Origin of the sequence: Streptomyces ardesiacus, from assembly GCF_003112575.1 — a bacterium.
GTDB classification, from domain to species: Bacteria; Actinomycetota; Actinomycetes; order Streptomycetales; family Streptomycetaceae; genus Streptomyces; species Streptomyces ardesiacus.
Map to the genome: position 1 here is coordinate 353,003 of NZ_BEWC01000001.1, position 18,666 is coordinate 371,668.

16 protein-coding genes are annotated in these 18,666 nt (G+C 72.5%); 10 read left to right on the plus strand and 6 right to left on the minus strand.

Annotated elements, in window-relative coordinates; all coding sequences use genetic code 11:
- Positions 1-37: 37 nt before the first annotated feature.
- Complete coding sequence (locus Sdi02f_RS01465) at positions 38-1,021, plus strand: Lrp/AsnC family transcriptional regulator (protein WP_031185981.1); 984 nt, start codon at positions 38-40, stop codon at positions 1,019-1,021.
- Here the strand turns inward: Sdi02f_RS01465 and Sdi02f_RS01470 are convergent.
- Positions 1,000-1,881, minus strand: coding sequence for a LysR substrate-binding domain-containing protein (locus tag Sdi02f_RS01470; protein WP_030400996.1), 882 nt, complete (start codon positions 1,879-1,881; stop codon positions 1,000-1,002). The two genes, Sdi02f_RS01465 and Sdi02f_RS01470, sit on opposite strands and share 22 nt — an antisense overlap.
- A gap of 179 nt (positions 1,882-2,060) precedes the next feature.
- On the opposite strand from Sdi02f_RS01470, the gene Sdi02f_RS01475 reads away from it, so the two are divergent.
- A complete protein-coding gene (locus Sdi02f_RS01475; RefSeq protein ID WP_031083075.1) occupies positions 2,061-3,071 on the plus strand; it encodes a bile acid:sodium symporter family protein in 1,011 nt (336 codons plus the stop codon).
- Between the two features lie 129 nt (positions 3,072-3,200).
- On the opposite strand, the gene fdhD is transcribed toward Sdi02f_RS01475, so the two are convergent.
- The 5 genes from fdhD to Sdi02f_RS01500 are packed head-to-tail and all read right to left on the minus strand — an operon-like array spanning position 3,201 to position 9,774.
- Positions 3,201-4,049 carry a formate dehydrogenase accessory sulfurtransferase FdhD gene (gene fdhD, locus Sdi02f_RS01480; protein WP_108932543.1) on the minus strand — a complete coding sequence of 283 codons (849 nt, stop codon included), beginning with the start codon at positions 4,047-4,049 and terminating at the stop codon, positions 3,201-3,203.
- Positions 4,050-4,081: 32 nt separating this feature from the next.
- Positions 4,082-4,942, minus strand: coding sequence for a 2Fe-2S iron-sulfur cluster-binding protein (locus tag Sdi02f_RS01485; RefSeq protein WP_108932544.1), 861 nt, complete (start codon positions 4,940-4,942; stop codon positions 4,082-4,084).
- On the minus strand, positions 4,939-6,897 hold the full coding sequence (locus tag Sdi02f_RS01490; protein ID WP_108932545.1) for an NAD(P)H-dependent oxidoreductase subunit E: 1,959 nt from the start codon (positions 6,895-6,897) through the stop codon (positions 4,939-4,941). Before Sdi02f_RS01490 ends, Sdi02f_RS01485 begins: the two co-directional genes overlap by 4 nt.
- Positions 6,878-8,806 (minus strand): molybdopterin oxidoreductase family protein, encoded by a 1,929-nt coding sequence (locus tag Sdi02f_RS01495; RefSeq protein WP_108932546.1) that lies wholly within the window; start codon positions 8,804-8,806, stop codon positions 6,878-6,880. Before Sdi02f_RS01495 ends, Sdi02f_RS01490 begins: the two co-directional genes overlap by 20 nt.
- Complete coding sequence (locus tag Sdi02f_RS01500; RefSeq protein ID WP_030401002.1) at positions 8,803-9,774, minus strand: 2-dehydropantoate 2-reductase; 972 nt, start codon at positions 9,772-9,774, stop codon at positions 8,803-8,805. Before Sdi02f_RS01500 ends, Sdi02f_RS01495 begins: the two co-directional genes overlap by 4 nt.
- 210 nt (positions 9,775-9,984) lie before the next feature.
- Between Sdi02f_RS01500 and Sdi02f_RS01505 the strand changes: the two genes are divergently transcribed.
- From Sdi02f_RS01505 to Sdi02f_RS01535, 8 genes are all read left to right on the plus strand, one after another.
- Positions 9,985-11,328, plus strand: coding sequence for an OFA family MFS transporter (locus tag Sdi02f_RS01505; protein ID WP_053639727.1), 1,344 nt, complete (start codon positions 9,985-9,987; stop codon positions 11,326-11,328).
- Positions 11,297-11,449 (plus strand): MFS transporter small subunit, encoded by a 153-nt coding sequence (locus tag Sdi02f_RS35795; RefSeq protein WP_167458101.1) that lies wholly within the window; start codon positions 11,297-11,299, stop codon positions 11,447-11,449. Before Sdi02f_RS01505 ends, Sdi02f_RS35795 begins: the two co-directional genes overlap by 32 nt.
- Before the next feature lie 161 nt (positions 11,450-11,610).
- Entirely contained in the window at positions 11,611-12,561 is a 951-nt protein-coding gene (locus Sdi02f_RS01510; protein ID WP_055469217.1) for a beta-ketoacyl-ACP synthase III, read from the plus strand.
- Between the two features lie 161 nt (positions 12,562-12,722).
- On the plus strand, positions 12,723-13,400 hold the full coding sequence (locus Sdi02f_RS01515; RefSeq protein ID WP_031083066.1) for a GntR family transcriptional regulator: 678 nt from the start codon (positions 12,723-12,725) through the stop codon (positions 13,398-13,400).
- 252 nt (positions 13,401-13,652) lie between these two features.
- The gene (locus tag Sdi02f_RS01520) at positions 13,653-14,834 is read left to right on the plus strand and encodes an ROK family transcriptional regulator (RefSeq protein ID WP_030401006.1); all 1,182 of its coding nucleotides are present in this window, start codon (positions 13,653-13,655) and stop codon (positions 14,832-14,834) included.
- 174 nt (positions 14,835-15,008) lie between these two features.
- On the plus strand, positions 15,009-16,526 hold the full coding sequence (locus Sdi02f_RS01525; protein WP_030401007.1) for a sugar ABC transporter ATP-binding protein: 1,518 nt from the start codon (positions 15,009-15,011) through the stop codon (positions 16,524-16,526).
- The gene (locus Sdi02f_RS01530) at positions 16,523-17,542 is read left to right on the plus strand and encodes an ABC transporter permease (RefSeq protein WP_030401008.1); all 1,020 of its coding nucleotides are present in this window, start codon (positions 16,523-16,525) and stop codon (positions 17,540-17,542) included. The genes Sdi02f_RS01525 and Sdi02f_RS01530 overlap by 4 nt, the downstream gene beginning before the upstream one ends.
- Positions 17,543-17,559: 17 nt before the next feature.
- The gene (locus Sdi02f_RS01535; RefSeq protein WP_030401009.1) at positions 17,560-18,606 is read left to right on the plus strand and encodes a substrate-binding domain-containing protein; all 1,047 of its coding nucleotides are present in this window, start codon (positions 17,560-17,562) and stop codon (positions 18,604-18,606) included.
- Positions 18,607-18,666: the final 60 nt, after the last annotated feature.

Genomic DNA, 18,666 nt, shown 5'->3' on the forward strand with positions numbered 1-18,666 from the left:
GGCGGTGCGGCGGCGGAATCCGAGGGAAGTGGCCGGCATGCGGATGGAATCCGACACCTTCGACGAACTCGACCTGCGGCTGCTGGACGCCCTGGAGGTGAACGGCCGCGCCTCCTTCAGCCGCATCGGCGCGGTGCTCGGCGTCTCCGACCAGACCGTCGCCCGCCGCTACCGCAGGCTGTGCGCCGAGGGCGGGCTGCGCGTGGTCGCGGTCCGGGACGCCGGGGTCCTCGGCCAGGACCACTGGACGATGCGGCTGCGCTGCGTCCCCGACAGCGCCCTGGCCGTCGCGGACGCCCTCGCCAAACGGCCCGACACGAGCTGGGTCGGGCTGGCGGCCGGCGGCACCGAGATCATCTTCGGCACCCGGCCGCGCACCGCCGGCGACCGGGACGACCTGCTCCTGGGCAAACTGCCGCGCACTCCGCGGGTCCTGGAGATCCACGCCCACCAGATCCTGCACCGCTTCTACGGCGGACCCACCGGCTGGCTCCGCAAGTTCGGCGTGCTCACCGACGAACAGGTCGCGGCCCTGCGCCCCCGCACCGGCCCCGTGCCGCCCGGACCGGCCCGCATCGACCCCGAGGACGAGCCGCTGCTCGCCGTCCTGGAACGCGACGGGCGGGCCGGCCACCCCGAGCTGCAACGCGCGACCGGGCGCTCCGAGTCCGCGGTCAAACGCCGGCTGTCCGCGCTGCTCGGCTCCGGTGCCGTGTACATCGACGTGGAGTACCACTCGGAGATCCTCGGTTACCCGACCGCCGCCGTCCTGTGGCTCACCACCAGCCCGGCCGCCCTCCACCGGGTCGGCGAGGCCCTCGCCGCCCACGACGAGATCGCCCACGCCGCCGCCACCGCGGGCCCGTCCAACATCGTCGCCACCGCGGTCGCCCGCAACACCGCCGGCCTGTACGCCTACCTCAGCGGTCCGCTCGGCCGCCTGGAGGGCGTCCACCACGTGGAGGCGTCGCTGTTCCTGCGCCGGGTCAAGCAGCTCACCTACCCGAGGCCCGTGCGCTGAGGCCGGTGCAGCCGGTCCCCGCCCGCCAGGACCGCCGCCGCCAGCGCGTTGGCGGCGCCCTGCGCCGAAGGGCGGTGCCTGCCGTGCACCAGCACGAAGTCGACGCCGCCCAGCTCCGGCAGCCCGGCCCGCTCCGGCACCCGCACGAGACCGGGCGGAACGAGGCCGCGCGAGTGCGCCATCACGCCCAGGCCCGCACGGGCGGCCGCGATCAGGCCGTTGAGGCTGCCGCTGGTGCACGCGACGCGCCACGCGCGGCCCTCCCGCTGCAGGGCCTCCAGCGCGAGCGCGCGGGTGATGCCCGGCGGGGGATAGACGATGAGCGGCACCGGGCGGTCCGGTTCGAGACGCAGCCGCTCCGCGCCGATCCACACCAGCCGGTCGCTCCACACCGGCTCGCCCCGCGGGTCCTCGGGCCGCCGCTTGGCGAGCACCAGGTCCAGCTTCCCGGCCGCGAGCCGCTCGTGCAGCGTCCCCGACAGCTCCACCGTCAGTTCCAGGTCCACCTCGGGGTGGTCGTGCCGGAAGCCCTCCAGGATCTCCGGCAGCCGGGTCAGCACGAAGTCCTCGGACGCCCCGAACCGCAGCCGTCCGCGCAGCCGGGTGCCCGTGAAGAAGGCCGTCGCCTGCTCGTGCACCTCCAGGATCCGGCGCGCGAACCCGAGCATCGCCTCCCCGTCCTCCGTCAGCTCCACGGAGTGCGTGTCCCGGCTGAACAGCTGCCGTCCGGTGGCGTCCTCCAGCCGCCGCACGTGCTGGCTCACCGTCGACTGACGCAGGCCGAGCCGCCGGGCGGCCTGCGTGAAGCTCAGCGTCTGCGCCACCGACAGGAACGTGCGCAGATGGGAGGGGTCGTACATGGCGCCAGACTAGCGGTGATCGGAGATCGTGATGACAGTCAGAGCGGTATACCGGATTCCCGATCGCCGGACGGGGGAGCACGATGGGGCGGGGACCCGTGACCCCACGGGAACCGAGCGAGAACGAGTGAGCAGCGAGCAAGTGGAGCACCGTGAGACGCCTGAGCCGGCCGCGTTGGATGCCGATCGACCCGTACGTCCTGCTGCTGCTCGGCACGGTGGGCCTCGCCGCGCTGCTGCCGGCCCGCGGCACGGGCGCCGACGTCGCCTCCGGCGCCTCCACCGGAGCGATCGCCTTCCTCTTCTTCCTCTACGGCGCCCGGCTCTCCACCCGTGAGGCGATGGACGGCGTACGGCACTGGCGGCTCCACGTCACGGTGCTGGCCTGCACCTTCGTCGTCTTCCCGCTGCTCGGCCTCGCGTCGCGCGGTCTGGTCCCGGTGTTCCTGACCGACCCCCTGTACCAGGGCCTGCTCTTCCTCACCCTGGTCCCCTCGACCATCCAGTCGTCGATCGCCTTCACCTCCATGGCCCGCGGAAACGTGCCCGCCGCCATCTGTGCGGGCTCCTTCTCCTCGCTGGCCGGCATCGTCGTCACACCGCTGCTGGCCGCCGCCCTGCTGGGCGGGGGCGCAGGCGGGTTCTCCGCCGACTCGCTGGTGGAGATCGTGCTGCAACTGCTGGTGCCGTTCGCGGCCGGGCAACTGCTGCGCCGGTGGATCGGCGGCTTCGTCGCCCGGCACAAGAAGGTGCTCGGGCTCGTCGACCGCGGCTCGATCCTCCTGGTCGTCTACACCGCGTTCAGCGAGGGCATGGTCCAGGGCATCTGGCACCAGGTGAGCCCGGTGCGCCTCGCCGGGCTGCTGGCCGTCGAGGCGGTGCTGCTGGCCGTGATGCTGCTCCTGACCTGGTACGGCGCGAAGGGGCTCGGCTTCGGGCGGGAGGACCGCATCGCGATCCAGTTCGCCGGGTCCAAGAAGTCGCTCGCCGCCGGGCTGCCCATGGCGAGCGTCCTGTTCGGCGCCCAGGCCTCGCTCGCGGTACTGCCGCTGATGCTCTTCCACCAGATGCAGCTGATGGTCTGCGCGGTGATCGCCAAGCGGCGCTCGCACGACCCCGAGGCGGTCCGGCCCGAGGAGCAGCGCCTCCCGGAGCGGGCGGCGGCCACCACCGGGAGCCGGTCCGGTTGAGCGCCCCGGGCGTTCCGGGTGCCCCGGGCACCGCGGACGCCCGGCGCGGTCGAGGCGGGGCCCCTCGGGCGCAGGGGGCGCTCCCCGCCCGGCAGGGGCCCCGCCGCCGTGTCGCGGGCAGGGACGGGATCAGCCCCGGACGGCCGCGGCCCGCAGGGCGACGCGGTCCTCTCCCGCGTACACGTTCATGGAGCTGCCGCGCAGGAAGCCCACCAGGGTCAGTCCCGTCTCTGCGGCGAGGTCCACCGCCAGCGAGGACGGCGCGGACACGGCGGCCAGCACCGGGATGCCCGCCATCACGGCCTTCTGCGCCAGCTCGAAGGAGGCCCGGCCGGACACCAGCAGGACGGAACGGGACAACGGCAGGCCGCCGTTCTGCAGGGCGCGCCCGACCAGCTTGTCGACCGCGTTGTGCCGGCCCACGTCCTCCCGTACGTCCACCAGCTCGCCGTCCTCGGTGAACAGCGCCGCCGCGTGCAGCCCGCCGGTCCGGTCGAAGACCCGCTGGGAGGCGCGCAGCCGGTCGGGCAGCTCGGCCAGCAGTTCCGGGGCGACGCGGAGCGGGGGAGTGTCGGCGATGGGCCAGCGGGCCGTCGTGCGCACCGCGTCCAGGCTCGCCTTGCCGCACAGCCCGCAGGACGAGGTGGTGTAGACGTTCCGCTCCAGGGCGATGTCCGGGACGCGCACGCCGGGGGCCGTCCGCACGTCGACCACGTTGTAGGTGTTGGATCCGTCGACGGTGGCGCCCGCGCAGTACACGATGTTCTGCAGGTCGCCCTGTTCGGCGAGGACGCCCTCGCTGACCAGGAAACCGGCCGCGAGCGCGAAGTCGTCGCCCGGGGTGCGCATCGTGATCGCGAGGGGCTTGCCGTTCAGCCGGATCTCCAGCGGTTCCTCGGCGACGAGCGTGTCCGGCCGGGTGGACACCGCACCGTCCCGTACGCGGATCACCTTGCGTCGTTCCGTGACTCGTCCCATGTTCGTGCCCCTTGCGCCGGTCGGTGTGCCGGTCAGTACCGGTTCTGTACGTGCTGGTAGCCGAAGCGGCCCTTGATGCACAGGTTGCCGTGGGTCACCGGATTGTCGTGCGGAGAGGTGACCTTCACGATGTCATTGTCCTGCACGTGGAGCGTGAGGTTGCAGCCCACACCGCAGTAGGCGCACACGGTCGTCGTCCGTGTCTGCCGCTCCTCGTCCCAGGTGCCCGCCGCCCGCATGTCGTACTCCGACTTGAAGGACAGGGCGCCCGTGGGACACACCTCGATGCAGTTGCCGCAGTACACGCACGCCGAGTCGGGCAGCGGGCCGTCGTGCTCGACCGAGATCCGGGCGTCGAAGCCGCGGCCGGACACCGAGATGGCGAAGCTGTTCTGCCACTGCTCGCCGCAGGCGTCCACGCACTTGTAGCACAGAATGCATTTGCCGTAGTCGCGCACGTAGAGGTCGTTGTCGACGCGGGGCTCCTCCTCGACGCGGGCCGCGTCCGGGCCGAAGCGGTCGGGCTTCGCCTCGTACTCCTTGATCCACCCGGCCACGGCGGGGGTGGTGGAGAGGTCGACGGAGGAGGCGAGGAGTTCGAGGACGACCTTGCGGCTGTGCCGGGCGCGCTCGGTGTCCGTGCGCACCACCATGCCCGGCTCGGCCCGCCGCGAGCAGGCGGGCGCGAGGGTCCTGGCGCCCTCGACGTCCACGACGCAGACCCGGCAGGCGTTCTTCGGGGTGAGCGTGTCGCCCTCGCACAGCGTCGGGACGTCCTTGCCGGCGGCCCGGCAGGCGTCGAGGATCGTGGACCCCTCGGGGACCCTGGCCTCCTGCCCGTCCAGGGTGAACTCCACCAGGCGGCGCGGCACTCCGAGCGGTATCGCGGTCATTCGTAGGCCCCCAGACGGTCGATGGCGGATTCCACGGCGTTCCAGGCGGTCTGCCCCAGACCGCAGATCGAGGCGTCCCGCATCGCGCGGCCGACCTCGCGCAGGAGGGTGATGTCGTCGGCGGCGTCGGCGCCGGTGCGGCCGACGAGCCGGTGGAGGGCCTCCTCCTGGCGTACGGTCCCGACCCGGCACGGCACGCACTGGCCGCACGACTCGTCGCGGAAGAACTCCGCGATGCGCAGGAGCAGGCGGGGGAGCGGCACCGTGTCGTCGAAGGCCATGACGACACCGGAGCCGAGCGTCGTGCCCGCCTCGCGGGTGCCCTCGAAGGTGAGCGGAATGTCCAGCTCGTCGGGGCGGACGAAACCGCCCGCGGCGCCGCCGAGCAGGACCGCGCGGAGGTGGTCGCGGACCCCGGCGAGGGCGAGCAGCTCGCCGAGCGTGGCGCCGAAGGGGAGTTCGTAGACGCCGGGGCGGGCCACGCTGCCGGACACGCAGAACAGCTTCGGGCCGGTGGACGTCGGCGTGCCGATCGCGGCGTACGCCGGGGCGCCCCTGGTCAGGATGGGGAGGACGTTGACCAGGGTCTCCACGTTGTTCTCGACCGTGGGCCTGCCGAACAGGCCCTTCTCGACGGGGAACGGCGGTTTGGAGCGGGGCTCGCCGCGGTGGCCCTCGATGGAGTTGAACAGGGCCGTCTCCTCGCCGCAGACGTACGCGCCGGCGCCGCGCCGGATCTCGATGTCGAAGGCGTAGCCCTGGCCGAGGACGTCGTCGCCGAGGAGGCCGCGGGTGCGGGCCTGCGCGACGGCGTGGGTGAGGCGGGCGAGGGCGCGGGGGTACTCGCCGCGGAGGTAGAGGTAGCCCCGGTGGGCGCCGGTCGCGTAGCCCGCGATCGTCATCGCCTCGATCAGGGCGTACGGGTCGCCCTCCATGAGGACGCGGTCCTTGAAGGTGCCGGGTTCGGATTCGTCGGCGTTGCAGACGAGGTAGTGCGGGTGGTCGGGCTGGGCGGCCGTCGCCTGCCACTTGCGGCCGGTGGGGAAGGCGGCGCCGCCGCGGCCGACCAGGCCGGCGTCGGTGACCTCGCGGATGACGGCGGCGGGGCCGAGGTCGAAGGCGCGGCGGAGGGCGGTGTAGCCGCCGTGGGCGCGGTAGTCGTCGAGGGAGGCGGGGTCGGTGGTGCCGATGCGTTCGAGGAGGACGAGGGCGGGGTCGCCGGCCTGGGGGACCGCCAGGGCGGGGGCGGGCTCGGTGGGGGCCGATTCGGGGGCGGTGGCGGTCTGGACTGCCGTGTCCGGGGTCGCGGGGGCGCATACGGCCGTCGCGTGGAGGGTGTTCCGCCCCCGCGGCCCCTTCCCGGTCCCGTCCCCGGGGGCTGCCGCCCCCGGACTCCCGCTGCCGGCCTGGACGGCCTCGTCCTCGGACGCCGGACGGGCTGGGAGGTCTTCCTGCGCCGGACCGGCCGGGGCGCCCGCCCGGACAACCAAGGCCGCCGGGGCCCGTTCGCACAGGCCCAGGCACGGCGACCGTTCGACCTTCACGCCGCTCTCCGGACCCAGGCGTGACTCCACCGCCGCGCACAGGCGGCTCGCGCCCGCCGTCGTGCACGCCAGGTCCGTGCAGACGTGGAGGACGGTCGCCGGGCGGGGGCGGACGGAGAACATGGCGTAGAAGGTGGCCACCCCGTACGCCTCGGCCGGAGGGACGGTCAGGCGGCGGCACACGTAGTCCAGGGCGCCCTCGCTGATCCAGCCGACGCGGTCGTTGAGCGCGTGCAGGGCCGGGAGGAGCTGGTCGCGGCGGTCCCGGGCCTCCCGGCCGCCCCGGGCCCACCGCAGGTCGGCGTCGGAGCGGTCGGCGCCCTCCCAGGAGGACTCGGGCGGGCCGAGCAGGGCGTCGACGGCCGCGCGTTCCTCGTCCGTGGGTTTGCCGTCACCGAAGCGCAGGTCCACCGGTGCTCACCTTCTCGATCCGGATCGCCGAGGCCTTGAACTCCGCCGTCCCGGCGATCGGACAGTTGGCCTCGATGGTCAGCTTGTTGGTGTCCACCTCGTCCGGGAAGTGGAAGCTCATGAACGCCAGGCCGGGGCGCAGGGCCGTGTCGACCCAGACGGGGGCGAGCAACGAGCCGCGCCGCGAGACGACCCGGACCTCCTCGCCGACCCGCACGCCGTAGCGTTCGGCGTCCTCCGGGCAGAGTTCCACGGACTCGCCGCGACGCAGGGGGGAGGAGTAACCGCCGCTCTGCACGCCCGTGTTGTAGGAGTCGAGACGGCGCCCCGTGGTCAGGCGGATGGGGTAGCGCTCGTCGGTGAGGTCCACGGGCGGGTCGTGCCGGACGATGCCGAAGGGGGCCCGGCGGCCGCGGTGGGCCGGGTCCGGGGACCACAGCCTGCCGTGCAGGTACGGCGGTTCCAGCCCGTCCGTGCTCGGGCACGGCCACTGGATGCCCTGGTGCTCCTCCAGACGGGCGTACGTCATGCCGTGGTGGTCGGGGGAGAGGGAGCGCAGTTCGTTCCAGACGGCCTCCGCGTCGGCGTACTTCCAGTCGTGGCCGAGGCGGGCCGCGAGGTCGCAGAGGATGTCGATGTCCTCCCGGGCCTCCCCCGGCGGGGTCACGGCCCGCCGCACGCGCTGGACGCGCCGTTCGCTGTTGGTCGTGGTGCCCTCGGTCTCCGCCCAGCCGGCGGTCGCCGGGAGGACCACGTCGGCCAGTTCGGCGGTCCTGGTGAGGAAGATGTCCTGGACCACCAGGAAGTCCAGGGCGCGCAGGCGGCGCACCGCCTGGTCGGCGTCCGCCTCCGACTGGGCCGGGTTCTCGCCGATGCAGTAGACGGCGCGGAGCGTGCCGTCGTCCATCGCCTCGAACATCTCCGTCAGGGTGAGGCCGTGGCGCGGCTCGACCACCGTGTCCCAGGCCGTCTCGAACTTCCGGCGCACCTCCGGGTCGAGGACGTCCTGGAAGCCGGGGAGCCGGTTGGGGATGGCGCCCATGTCGCCGCCGCCCTGCACGTTGTTCTGGCCGCGCAGGGGCTGCAGTCCGGAGCCGTAGCGGCCGACGTGGCCGGTGAGCAGGGAGAGGTTGATCAGCGCACGCACGTTGTCCGTGCCGTTGTGGTGCTCGGTGATGCCGAGGGTCCAGCACAACTGGGCGCGCTCGGCGCGGGCGTAGGCGTGCGCCAGGTCGCGGACGGCGGCGGCCGGTACGCCCGTCACCTTCTCGGCGAGGGAGAGGGTCCAGGGTTCCACCAGGGCCCGGTAGTCGTCGTAGCCCGTCGTCGCACGGGCGATGAACGCCTCGTTGGCCAGCCCCGCGTGGATGATCTCGCGGCCCACCGCGTGCGCCAGCGGGATGTCCGTGCCGACGTTCGGACCGAGCCAGCTCTCCGCCCACTCGGCGGTGGAGGTGCGGCGCGGGTCGACCACGTACATGCGGGCGCCGTTGCGCAGGCCCTTCAGTACGTGCTGGAAGAAGATCGGGTGCGCGAAGCGGGCGTTGGAGCCCCACATCACGATGACGTCGGTGTGCTCGATCTCCTCGTAGGAGGAGGTGCCGCCGCCCGACCCGAAGGCCGCCGACAGGCCCGCCACGCTCGGTGCGTGGCAGGTGCGGTTGCAGGAGTCCACGTTGTGGGTGCCCATGACCACCCGGGCGAACTTCTGCGCCACGTAGTTCATCTCGTTGGTCGCCCGGGCGCAGGAGAACATCCCGAACGCGCCGCGCGCCGCCGCCAGCCCCCGGGCCGTGCGGTCCAGGGCCTCCTCCCAGGTCGCCCGGCGGAAGGGTTCGTCGCGCGAGTCCCGGACCAGGGGGTGGGTGAGACGGGTGTAGGTCTTGGGGGTTCGGTCGCGTTTCCTCATGCGGCGCTCCTCAGCGCGAGCAGGTCCGACAGGGCGTGCACGGTGCGCAGCGTGGGCACCGGGACGCCGGTGATCGCCGCCAGCTCGACGACGGCCGCGAGCAGCACGTCGAGTTCGAGCGGCTTGCCGCGCTCCAGGTCCTGGAGCGTGGAGGTGCGGTGGTCGCCGACCTTCTCGGCGCCCGCGAGCCGGCGTTCGACGGAGACGCCGACCTCGCAGCCGAGAGCGGCGGCGACCGCCAGCGTCTCGGTCATCATCGTCTCGATGACCTCCCTGGTGCCGCCGTGCAGGCACATCTGCCGCATGGTGGCGCGCGCCAGGGCGCTGATGGGGTTGAAGGAGATGTTGCCCAGCAGCTTCAGCCAGATGTCGCCGCGCAGGTCGGGCTCGACCGGGCACTTCAGTCCGCCCGCCCGCATCGCCTCGCTGAACGCCAGACAGCGCGCCGAGACCTCCCGGCCGGGCTCGCCGATCGAGAACCGGGTGCCTTCCACGTGCCGTACGACGCCCGGCTGTTCCAGTTCGGTGGCCGCGTACACCACGCAGCCGACGGCCCGTTCGGGCGCGAGCACCGCACTGACCGCGCCGGCCGGGTCCACGCTTTCGAGGCGACGCCCGTCGTAGGGGCCGCCGTGCCGGTGGAAGTACCACCAGGGGATGCCGTTCTGGGCGGCCACGACCGCCGTCGAGTCGTGCAGGAGCGGCTCGATCAGCGGCCCGCACGCCGCGTACGAGTGGGCCTTCAGGCCCAGGAACACGTAGTCCGCCGGGCCGACTTCGGCCGGGTCGTCGGTGGCGTGCGGGCGCGCGGTGAAGTCGCCGCGCGGGCTGCGCACCCGTACTCCGTACTGCCTCATGGCCGCCAGATGCGGTCCACGGGCGATGAGGTGCACGTCGGCGCCCGCACGGTGGAGCGCGGCGCCGACGTAGGCGCCGATCGCCCCGGCGCCGAGGACTGCGACTTTCATGGCGGGGGAGCTCCGTCCGGTCGAGGGATACCGAGGAACTGGGGGAGGGGATCAACGAAGTGCCGATGATGTCGACGAAATATTGTCTACAGTATGGAGGTTGGGGCGGCAAGACTTTGTGCAGCAGGAGTGGTGGCAGTAGTGGTGGTCTGTAGTTGTGTGCTCAACAGTCTTCTCAAGCGCTTTCCCGATGCCTACGGTTGGGGACCCATGAGTCCCCCCGTCGCACCGCCGGGCTGGAGCCGCTGGCTCGTTCCCCCGGCCGCTCTCTCGGTCCACCTCTCCATCGGGCAGGCCTACGCCTGGTCCGTGTTCAAACCGCCCCTGGAATCCGCGCTCGGCCTCAGCGGGACGCAGAGCGCGCTGCCCTTCCAGCTCGGCATCGTCATGCTCGGTCTCTCGGCCGCGTTCGGCGGCACGCTCGTGGAACGGCACGGGCCGCGCTGGGCGATGACCGTCGCCCTGGTCTGCTTCTCGTCCGGCTTCCTGCTCTCCGCGCTCGGCGCGGCCGTGGGGCAGTACTGGCTGATCGTCCTGGGCTACGGCTTCGTCGGCGGGATCGGCCTCGGCATCGGCTACATCTCGCCGGTCTCGACGCTGATCAAGTGGTTCCCGGACCGGCCCGGCATGGCCACCGGCATCGCCATCATGGGCTTCGGCGGCGGCGCGCTCATCGCCTCGCCCTGGTCGGCGCAGATGCTCAAGTCCTTCGGCTCCGACAACTCCGGTATCGCTCTCGCCTTCCTCGTCCACGGACTGACGTACGCCGTCTTCATGCTGCTCGGCGTGCTGCTGGTGCGGGTGCCGCGGCCCAAGGAGCGGGCGGACGGGCGGCCCGCGCCGCTCGAAGGCGTCCAGGTCTCGGCGCGCTCGGCCCTGCGCACCCCGCAGTTCTGGCTGCTGTGGCTCGTGCTCTGCATGAACGTCACGGCCGGCATCGGCATCCTGGAGAAGGCCGCGCCGATGATCCGCGACTTCTTCGCCGACACCTCCACGCCGGTGTCGGCCACCGCCGCGGCCGGCTTCGTGGCGCTGCTGTCGGCGGCCAACATGGCGGGCCGCCTGGGCTGGTCCTCCGCCTCCGACCTGATCGGACGCAAGAACATCTACCGCGTGTACCTGGGCGTGGGCGCCCTCATGTACGCCCTGATCGCGCTGTTCGGCGACTCCTCCAAGCCGCTGTTCGTCCTGTGCGCCCTGGTCGTCCTGTCCTTCTACGGCGGCGGCTTCTCCACCGCCCCCGCCTATCTCAAGGACCTCTTCGGCACCTATCAGGTCGGCGCGATCCACGGACGGCTGCTCACCGCCTGGTCGCTGGCCGGCGTCCTCGGGCCGCTCATCGTGAACTGGATCGCCGACCACCAGGAGGAGGCCGGCCGGCACGGCTCGGCGCTGTACGGGACGTCCTTCCTCATCATGATCGGACTGCTGGTCGTCGGCTTCGTCGCCAACGAACTGATCCGGCCCGTGCACGCCCGGCACCACGAACCCGCAGCCACCCCCGCGCCGAAGGAGGGCAACGATGTCGTCCGACCTCAGCCAGAGTCCGCCTGAGGCGGCCGGCCCGCCCGACCGGCGGCCGCTGATCGCCTTCACCTGGCTCTGGGTGGGCGCGCCGCTCGCCTACGGGCTGTACGAACTCGTGCGGAAGGCGACCCAGCTCTTCACCGGGTGAGGGCGCGGGGCAGGGGACCGGGACCGCCCGGGCGGCGGAGGATGCTGACCGAAGCCGACAAGCAGGGCGCCCGTTTCCTGTCGTATCACCTGCCGTCGTACCCGTCGGTCACTCATCACACTGGTGGATCCCGTACCCCCGAGGCAGCGAGGACTCCACCCATGCATCACGGCTCCCGCATCACCGCCGTCGGCCACTACCAGCCCGCCCAGGTTCTCACCAACGAGGACCTGGCGGGCATGGTCGACACCAGCGACGAGTGGATCAGGAGCCGGGTGGGCATTCGTACGCGCCGGATCGCCGGACCCGACGAACCGGTCGACGAGCTGGCCGCCCACGCCGCCGCGAAGGCGCTGGCCTCGGCCGGGCTGACCCCCGCCGACGTGGACCTGATCGTGGTCGCCACCTCCACCGCGATCGACCGCTCGCCGAACACCGCCGCCCGCGTCGCGGCCCGCCTCGGCGTCCCCGGCCCCGCCGCCCTGGACCTCAACGTCGTGTGCGCGGGCTTCACCCACGCCCTGGCCACCGCCGACCACGCCGTGCGCGCCGAGTCCGCGAGCCGGGCGCTGGTCGTCGGCGCCGACAAGATGTCCGAGGTCGTCGACTGGACCGACCGCACCACCTGTGTGCTGGTCGGCGACGGGGCGGGGGCCGCCGTCGTCGAGGCCTGCGCGCCGGACGAGGAGGCGGGGATCGGGCCCGTGCTGTGGGGTTCGGTGCCCGAGATGGGCAACGCGGTCCGCATCGAGGGGACGCCGCCGCGGTTCGCGCAGGAGGGGCAGAGCGTGTACCGCTGGGCGACCACGCGGCTGCCCGCCATCGCGCGCAGGGCCTGCGAGCGGTCCGGGCTCGCGCCGGCCGACCTCGCCGCGGTCGTCCTGCACCAGGCCAACCTGCGCATCATCGAACCCCTCGCCGCGAGGATCGGCGCCGTCAACGCCGTGGTCGCCCGCGACGTCGTCGAGTCCGGCAACACCTCGGCGGCGAGCATCCCGCTCGCCCTGTCCAAGCTGGCGGAGCGGGGCGAGATCACCAGCGGCGACCCGGTGCTGCTCTTCGGCTTCGGCGGCAACCTCTCCTACGCGGGTCAGGTCGTCCGCTGCCCCTGAACGCCGCCCCGCCCCCCGGTGTGACGTGCCCTACACACCCGGCCCCGCGTCGCCGGTGCGCCGTAGACTGTAGACGAAAGACAATCGATACTGCGCTTACCGGTGTTGCGCTGACCGGTGTTGCGCGTGGCGATTGTGTGCCGGCCGTCGAGGGGGGACCGATGTTGTCCGCAGGACTGCCGCAGGGCGCGGTGCCCAAGCTGGAACGGCCCGGCCCGTTGCGGGACCGGGTCTACGAGGCGCTGCTCGAACTCATCACCACGCGGGCCCTCCAGCCGGGCCAGCACCTCGTCGAGAGCGAACTCGCCGGTCACCTCGGGGTGTCGCGGCAGCCGGTGCGCGAGGCGCTGCAGCGGCTCAACACCGAGGGCTGGGTCGATCTGCGGCCCGCGCAGGGCGCCTTCGTGCACGAGCCGACCGAGGAGGAGGCCGACCAGCTCCTGACGGTGCGCACACTCCTGGAGGCCGAGGCGGCACGGCTCGCCGCGGCCAACGCCTCCCGTGCCGGCGTCGCCGCGCTGGAGGAGCTGTGCGCGGAGGGGGAGCGGGCCGTCGCCGCCGAGGACGTGGACGCCGCCGTCGCCTTCAACGCCCGCTTCCACCGCAAGGTCATGGAGCTGGCGGGCAACGCCGTCCTCGCCGAACTCGCGGCGCAGGTCGACCGCCGGGTCCGCTGGTACTACACGCCGGTCGCCCGGCAGCGCGGCCGGCAGTCCTGGATCGAGCACCGCAAGCTGATCGCCGCGATCACGGAGCGGGACGAGCAGTCGGCGACCCGGCTGATGCGCGAACACACCGAACACACCCGGCGCTCGTACCACGCGCGCGAGAAAGCGTGAGGTCACAGCCCCTTCGGAGCACGTCCCCAGGCCGCCCGGCGGATCGACCGGGCGGCCTCGTCGTGTCCGGGGCGGTCCTGGGCCGGACTCTTCTTTGTCCACTCAGTGGAGAAAGTTCGCAGCAATTCATGCGTGACTTCTTCCCACACCCGGCGCCCACTGCTACGTTCCCTCCGAAAGCAAGCCACTGGACGAGGCCGGAAGTCCGGCACATTCACAGCCGATTGAGGCGGGGAGGGGCTCGTGAGACGCATGACCGCACGACCCGCGAACGCCCACCAAGCGCGACTGCTCCAGCTCCTGCGCGACGGCGGGCCCAACTCCCGTGCCCAGCTCGGTGACCAGGTCGACCTCTCCCGGTCGAAGCTGGCCGTCGAGGTGGACCGGCTGCTCGAGACCGGTCTCGTCGTGGCCGACGGACTCGCCGCCTCCCGCGGCGGGCGCCGCAGCCACAACGTCCGCCTCAACCCGGAACTGCGTTTCCTCGGCGTCGACATCGGCGCGACCTCGGTCGACGTCGCCGTCACCAACGCCGAGCTGGAGATCCTCGGGCACATCAACCAGCCGCTGGACGTCCGCGAGGGGCCGGTCGCGGTCTTCGAGCAGGTGCTGTCGATGGCCGCCAAGCTGCGGGCCTCCGGGCTCGCGGAGGGCTTCGACGGCGCCGGCATCGGCGTCCCGGGACCGGTCCGCTTCCCCGAGGGCGTGCCGGTGGCCCCGCCGATCATGCCGGGCTGGGACGGCTTCCCCGTGCGGGAGGCACTCAGCCAGGAGCTCGGCTGCCCCGTCATGGTCGACAACGACGTGAACCTGATGGCGCTGGGGGAGCAGCACGCGGGCGTCGCCCGCACCCAGCACGACTTCCTCGTCGTCAAGATCGGTACCGGCATCGGCTGCGGCATCGTGGTCGGCGGGGAGGTCTACCGGGGGACCACGGGCAGCGCGGGCGACATCGGGCACATCCAGGCCGTGCCCGACGGACGCCAGTGCGCCTGCGGCAACCGGGGCTGCCTGGAGGCCCACTTCAGCGGCGCGGCCCTGGCCCGCGACGCCACGGAGGCCGCCCAGCAGGGCCGGTCGGCCGAGCTCGCGAACCGGCTGGCGGCGAGCGGGGGCCTCAGCGCCGCCGACGTCGCCGCCGCGGCCGCGGCGGGCGACACCACGGCGCTCGACCTGATCAGGGAGGGCGGCCGCAGCACCGGCCAGGTCATCGCCGGCCTGGTCAGCTTCTTCAACCCGGGCCTGGTGGTGATCGGCGGCGGGGTGACCGGCCTCGGCCACAACCTGCTCGCCGCCATCCGTACCCAGGTCTACCGCCAGTCGCTGCCCCTGGCGACCGGCAACCTGCCCATCGTCCTGGGGGAGCTGGGCCCCACCGCCGGAGTCATCGGCGCGGCCCGGCTGATCAGCGACCACCTGTTCTCACCCGCGTAGACACCGTTTCGCATCCCCGGACTCCACGGCTCCACAGGTCCGTCCAGCACAGCGCTCCACCCCGCTATGCCCCGTACCGCCCGATCCTGCTCCGTGTTCCGCCCACCCCGCTCCGCACCGCCCTGCTCTGCTCTGCCCTGACACCGGCCCGCACGCCCGCCGAGGGGACCTCACATGGCACCAGAACCACCGCTGCTCAGCATGTCCGGCATCACCAAGTCGTTCCCCGGAGTCCGGGCCCTCGACGGCGTCGACCTCGAGGTCCAGGCCGGTGAGGTGCACTGCCTCCTCGGCCAGAACGGCGCCGGGAAGTCCACCCTCATCAAGGTGCTGGCCGGCGCCCATCAGCCCGACACCGGCACCATCCGCTGGCGCGGGGAGGACGTCACCCTGCGCTCGCCCATCGCCGCCATGCGCCTGGGCATCGCCACCATCTACCAGGAACTCGACCTGGTGGAGCACCTGTCGGTCGCCGAGAACGTCCACCTCGGCCACGAACCGACGGCCGCCGGCTTCGTCGTACGGGGACGGGCGGCCAAGGCGTCGACGGCCGCGCTGCTCAAGCGGCTCGGCCATCCCGAGGTCGACCCCGGGCGGCTGGTCGGGGACCTGTCGGCGGCGCAGCAGCAGATCGTGTCCATGGCGCGGGCGCTCTCGCACGACGTACGGCTGATCGTGATGGACGAGCCGTCCGCCGCGCTCGACCCGGACGAGGTCGACAACCTCTTCCGCATCGTCGCCGACCTCACCGCCGACGGTGTCGCCGTCGTCTACATCTCGCACCGCCTGGAGGAGATCCGCCGCATCGGCGACCGGGTCACCGTCCTCAAGGACGGCCGGGCCGTCGCGGGCGGGCTCCCCGCCGAGTCGACGCCGACCCGCGAGGTGGTGGCGCTGATGACGGGCCGCAACGTCGAGTACGTCTTCCCCGAGAGGCCGCCCGGGCCGCCCGCGGCCGAACCCGTGCTGAAGGTCGAAGGGCTCTCCCGCCAGGGCGAGTTCGCACCCCTCGACCTCGAGGTGCGGCCCGGCGAGATCGTCGGCCTCGCGGGGCTCGTCGGCTCCGGCCGCTCGGAGATCCTGGAGACGGTCTACGGCGCCCGCAAGGCGCACTCCGGCCGGGTCCTCGTCGGCGGACAGCCGCTGAGGTCCGGCAGTGTGCGCGCGGCCGTCCGCGCCGGGCTCGGGCTCGCCCCCGAGGAACGCAAGGCCCAGGCCCTGCTGATGCTGGAGTCCGTCACCCGCAACGTGTCCGTCTCCGCCATGTCCCGTTTCTCGCGCGGCGGCTGGATCGACCGCGGCGCCGAACTCGGCGCGGCCCGCACGGCCACCCGAGAGCTGTCGCTGCGGCCCGACAACCCCGCCGTGCCCGTGCGCACCCTCTCCGGCGGCAACCAGCAGAAGGCGGTGCTCGCCCGCTGGCTGCTGCGCGGCTGCCGGGTCCTGCTGCTCGACGAACCCACCCGCGGCGTCGACGTGGGCGCCCGTGCCGAGCTGTACGCCGTCATCCGGCGCCTGGCCGACGAGGGCCTGGCCGTGCTGCTGGTCTCCAGCGAGGTGCCCGAGGTGCTGGGCCTGGCCGACCGCGTGCTGGTGCTGCGCGAGGGCCGGGTCGTGCACGAGGCCCCCGCCCGCGAACTCGACGAACACCGCGTACTCGACCTCGTGATGGAAGGAAGCCCGGCGTCATGACGCAGCACGTGTCCCCGCCACGGGGCGGCACCGACAAAGCGGCAGCGGTGGAAGGGCCGCCCGCCTGGCGGGTCCGGCTGGGCCGCGCCGACGTCCGCACCCTCACCCTGCTCGGCGTGCTCGCCGCCCTGGTCCTCATCGGCGGCATCACCCAGCCCGACGCGTTCCTCGACACCCGCAACCTCCAACTGGTGCTCACCCAGGCGTCCGTGATCGGCGTCGTCACCGTCGGAGTGACCTTCGTCATCATCTCCGGCGGCATCGACCTGTCCGTCGGCGCCATCGTCGCCCTCGCCTCCGTGTGGGCGACCACGGTCGCCACCCAGGAGTTCGGGTTCGCCGGCATCCTCTTCACTGCGATCGTGGTGGGAGTGGGCTGCGGACTGGTCAACGGGGTGCTGATCGCCTTCGGGCAGATGGTCCCGTTCATCGCCACCCTCGCCATGCTGGCCTCGGCGCGCGGCCTCGCCCTCCAGATCACCGACGGCCGCACCCAGGTCGTCACGGTCCCGAGTGTCCTCGACCTCGCCGAGCGGGACTCGTACGTGCTCGGCATACCGCCGCTGGTCCTGGTCTTCGCGGCCGTCACGGTCATCGGCTGGCTGGTGCTCAACCGGACCACCTTCGGCCGCCGCACCGTCGCCGTCGGCGGCAACGCCGAGGCCGCCCGGCTGGCCGGCATCGACGTCCGCCGCCAGCGCCTCTACCTCTACCTGCTGTCCGGGCTGTGCTGCGGCATCGCCGCCTTCCTGCTGGTGGCCCTCGCCGGCTCCGGCCAGAACACCAACGGCAACCTCTACGAACTCGACGCCATCGCCGCCGCGATCATCGGCGGAACGCTGCTGACCGGCGGACGGGGCCACATCCTCGGCTCCGTGCTCGGCGTCCTGATCTTCACCACGATCACCAACATCTTCGCCCTGAACAACCTGCAGAGCGACGTCCAGCAGATCGCCAAGGGCGCGATCATCGTCGCCGCCGTGCTGGTCCAGCGCCGTACCGCAAGCACGCATTGAGGAAAGGGTTCACCGTCATGACGAAGCTCACGAGTCGCAGAGGGCTGCTCTTCGGAGCCGCCGCCGTGTCCGCCGGTGCCGTCCTCACGGGGTGCACCAGCAACGACCCCGACGGCGGCGACGACAAGCCCGCCGCGGACACGCAGCCGGCCGCCGACGACAAGCCCGGCAAGCCGGTCACCATCGGCTACGCCGGCCCGCAGGCCGACCACGGCTGGCTCAACGCCGTCAACGAACAGGCCAAGAAGCGCGCCGAGAAGTACTCCGAGATCACCATGGAGATCACCGAGGGCTCCAACGACACCGCGCAGCAGATCGGCCAGATCGAGACCCTCATCAACAAGAAGGTCGACGTCCTGGTCATCCTGCCGGCCGACGGCAAGGCCCTCACCCAGATCGGCCTGAAGGCGATGCGGGCGGGCATCCCCGTCATCAACCTTGACCGGATCTTCAACAGCCCCCAGGCCTACCGCTGCTGGGTCGGCGGCGACAACTACGGCATGGGTCTCAACGCCGCCCACTACATCGGCGAGAAGCTCAAGGACAAGCCGAACGCCAAGGTCATCGAGCTGGCCGGCATCGACAACCTGGAACTGACCCAGCAGCGCACCCAGGGCTTCGACGACGGTCTGAAGAACTACCCCAACATCAAGAAGGTGGCCCGCCAGGCCGCCGAGTTCACCGTCGAGTCCGGCCAGGCCAAGATGGCCCAACTGCTCCAGGCCCAGTCGGACTTCGACGCCCTGTGGAACCACGACGACGACCAGGGCGTCGGCGCCCTGCGCGCCATCGAGCAGGCCGGACGCGACGACTTCCTGATGGTCGGCGGCGCGGGCGCGCTGTCCGCGTTCGAGGCGATCAAGGCCGACCGCGGCGTCCTGAAGGCGACGGTGCTCTACCCGCCGACCATGGCCGCCTCCGCGATCGACCTGGCCCGTGCCCTCGGGCAGGGCAAGGGCATCGGCGGCCTCGCCGAGTTCGAGATCCCCTCGACCGTCACGTGCTACTCGGCCGTCGTCGACAAGGACAACGTCGACCAGTACATGTCCACGGGCTTCAAGTGAGGGGCGCCGCCCCGGGGACGGCCCGACCAGCCGCCGCCGGGGCGGGGCCCACCCCCCACC

Bases quoted from the DNA above. Each gene is read 5' to 3' on its own strand.
- Sdi02f_RS01500 (WP_030401002.1), bottom strand. From the start codon at position 9,774: ATGAAAGTCGCAGTCCTCGGCGCCGGGGCGATCGGCGCCTACGTCGGC.
- Sdi02f_RS01485 (WP_108932544.1), bottom strand. From the start codon at position 4,942: ATGACCGCGATACCGCTCGGAGTGCCGCGCCGCCTGGTGGAGTTCACC.
- Sdi02f_RS35795 (WP_167458101.1), top strand. From the start codon at position 11,297: ATGTCGTCCGACCTCAGCCAGAGTCCGCCTGAGGCGGCCGGCCCGCCC.
- Sdi02f_RS01520 (WP_030401006.1), top strand. From the start codon at position 13,653: ATGACCGCACGACCCGCGAACGCCCACCAAGCGCGACTGCTCCAGCTC.
- fdhD (WP_108932543.1), bottom strand. From the start codon at position 4,049: ATGGGACGAGTCACGGAACGACGCAAGGTGATCCGCGTACGGGACGGT.
- Sdi02f_RS01515 (WP_031083066.1), top strand. From the start codon at position 12,723: ATGTTGTCCGCAGGACTGCCGCAGGGCGCGGTGCCCAAGCTGGAACGG.
- Sdi02f_RS01525 (WP_030401007.1), top strand. From the start codon at position 15,009: ATGGCACCAGAACCACCGCTGCTCAGCATGTCCGGCATCACCAAGTCG.
- Sdi02f_RS01510 (WP_055469217.1), top strand. From the start codon at position 11,611: ATGCATCACGGCTCCCGCATCACCGCCGTCGGCCACTACCAGCCCGCC.
- Sdi02f_RS01465 (WP_031185981.1), top strand. From the start codon at position 38: ATGCGGATGGAATCCGACACCTTCGACGAACTCGACCTGCGGCTGCTG.
- Sdi02f_RS01495 (WP_108932546.1), bottom strand. From the start codon at position 8,806: ATGAGGAAACGCGACCGAACCCCCAAGACCTACACCCGTCTCACCCAC.
- Sdi02f_RS01505 (WP_053639727.1), top strand. From the start codon at position 9,985: ATGAGTCCCCCCGTCGCACCGCCGGGCTGGAGCCGCTGGCTCGTTCCC.
- Sdi02f_RS01470 (WP_030400996.1), bottom strand. From the start codon at position 1,881: ATGTACGACCCCTCCCATCTGCGCACGTTCCTGTCGGTGGCGCAGACG.
- Sdi02f_RS01475 (WP_031083075.1), top strand. From the start codon at position 2,061: ATGCCGATCGACCCGTACGTCCTGCTGCTGCTCGGCACGGTGGGCCTC.
- Sdi02f_RS01535 (WP_030401009.1), top strand. From the start codon at position 17,560: ATGACGAAGCTCACGAGTCGCAGAGGGCTGCTCTTCGGAGCCGCCGCC.
- Sdi02f_RS01530 (WP_030401008.1), top strand. From the start codon at position 16,523: ATGACGCAGCACGTGTCCCCGCCACGGGGCGGCACCGACAAAGCGGCA.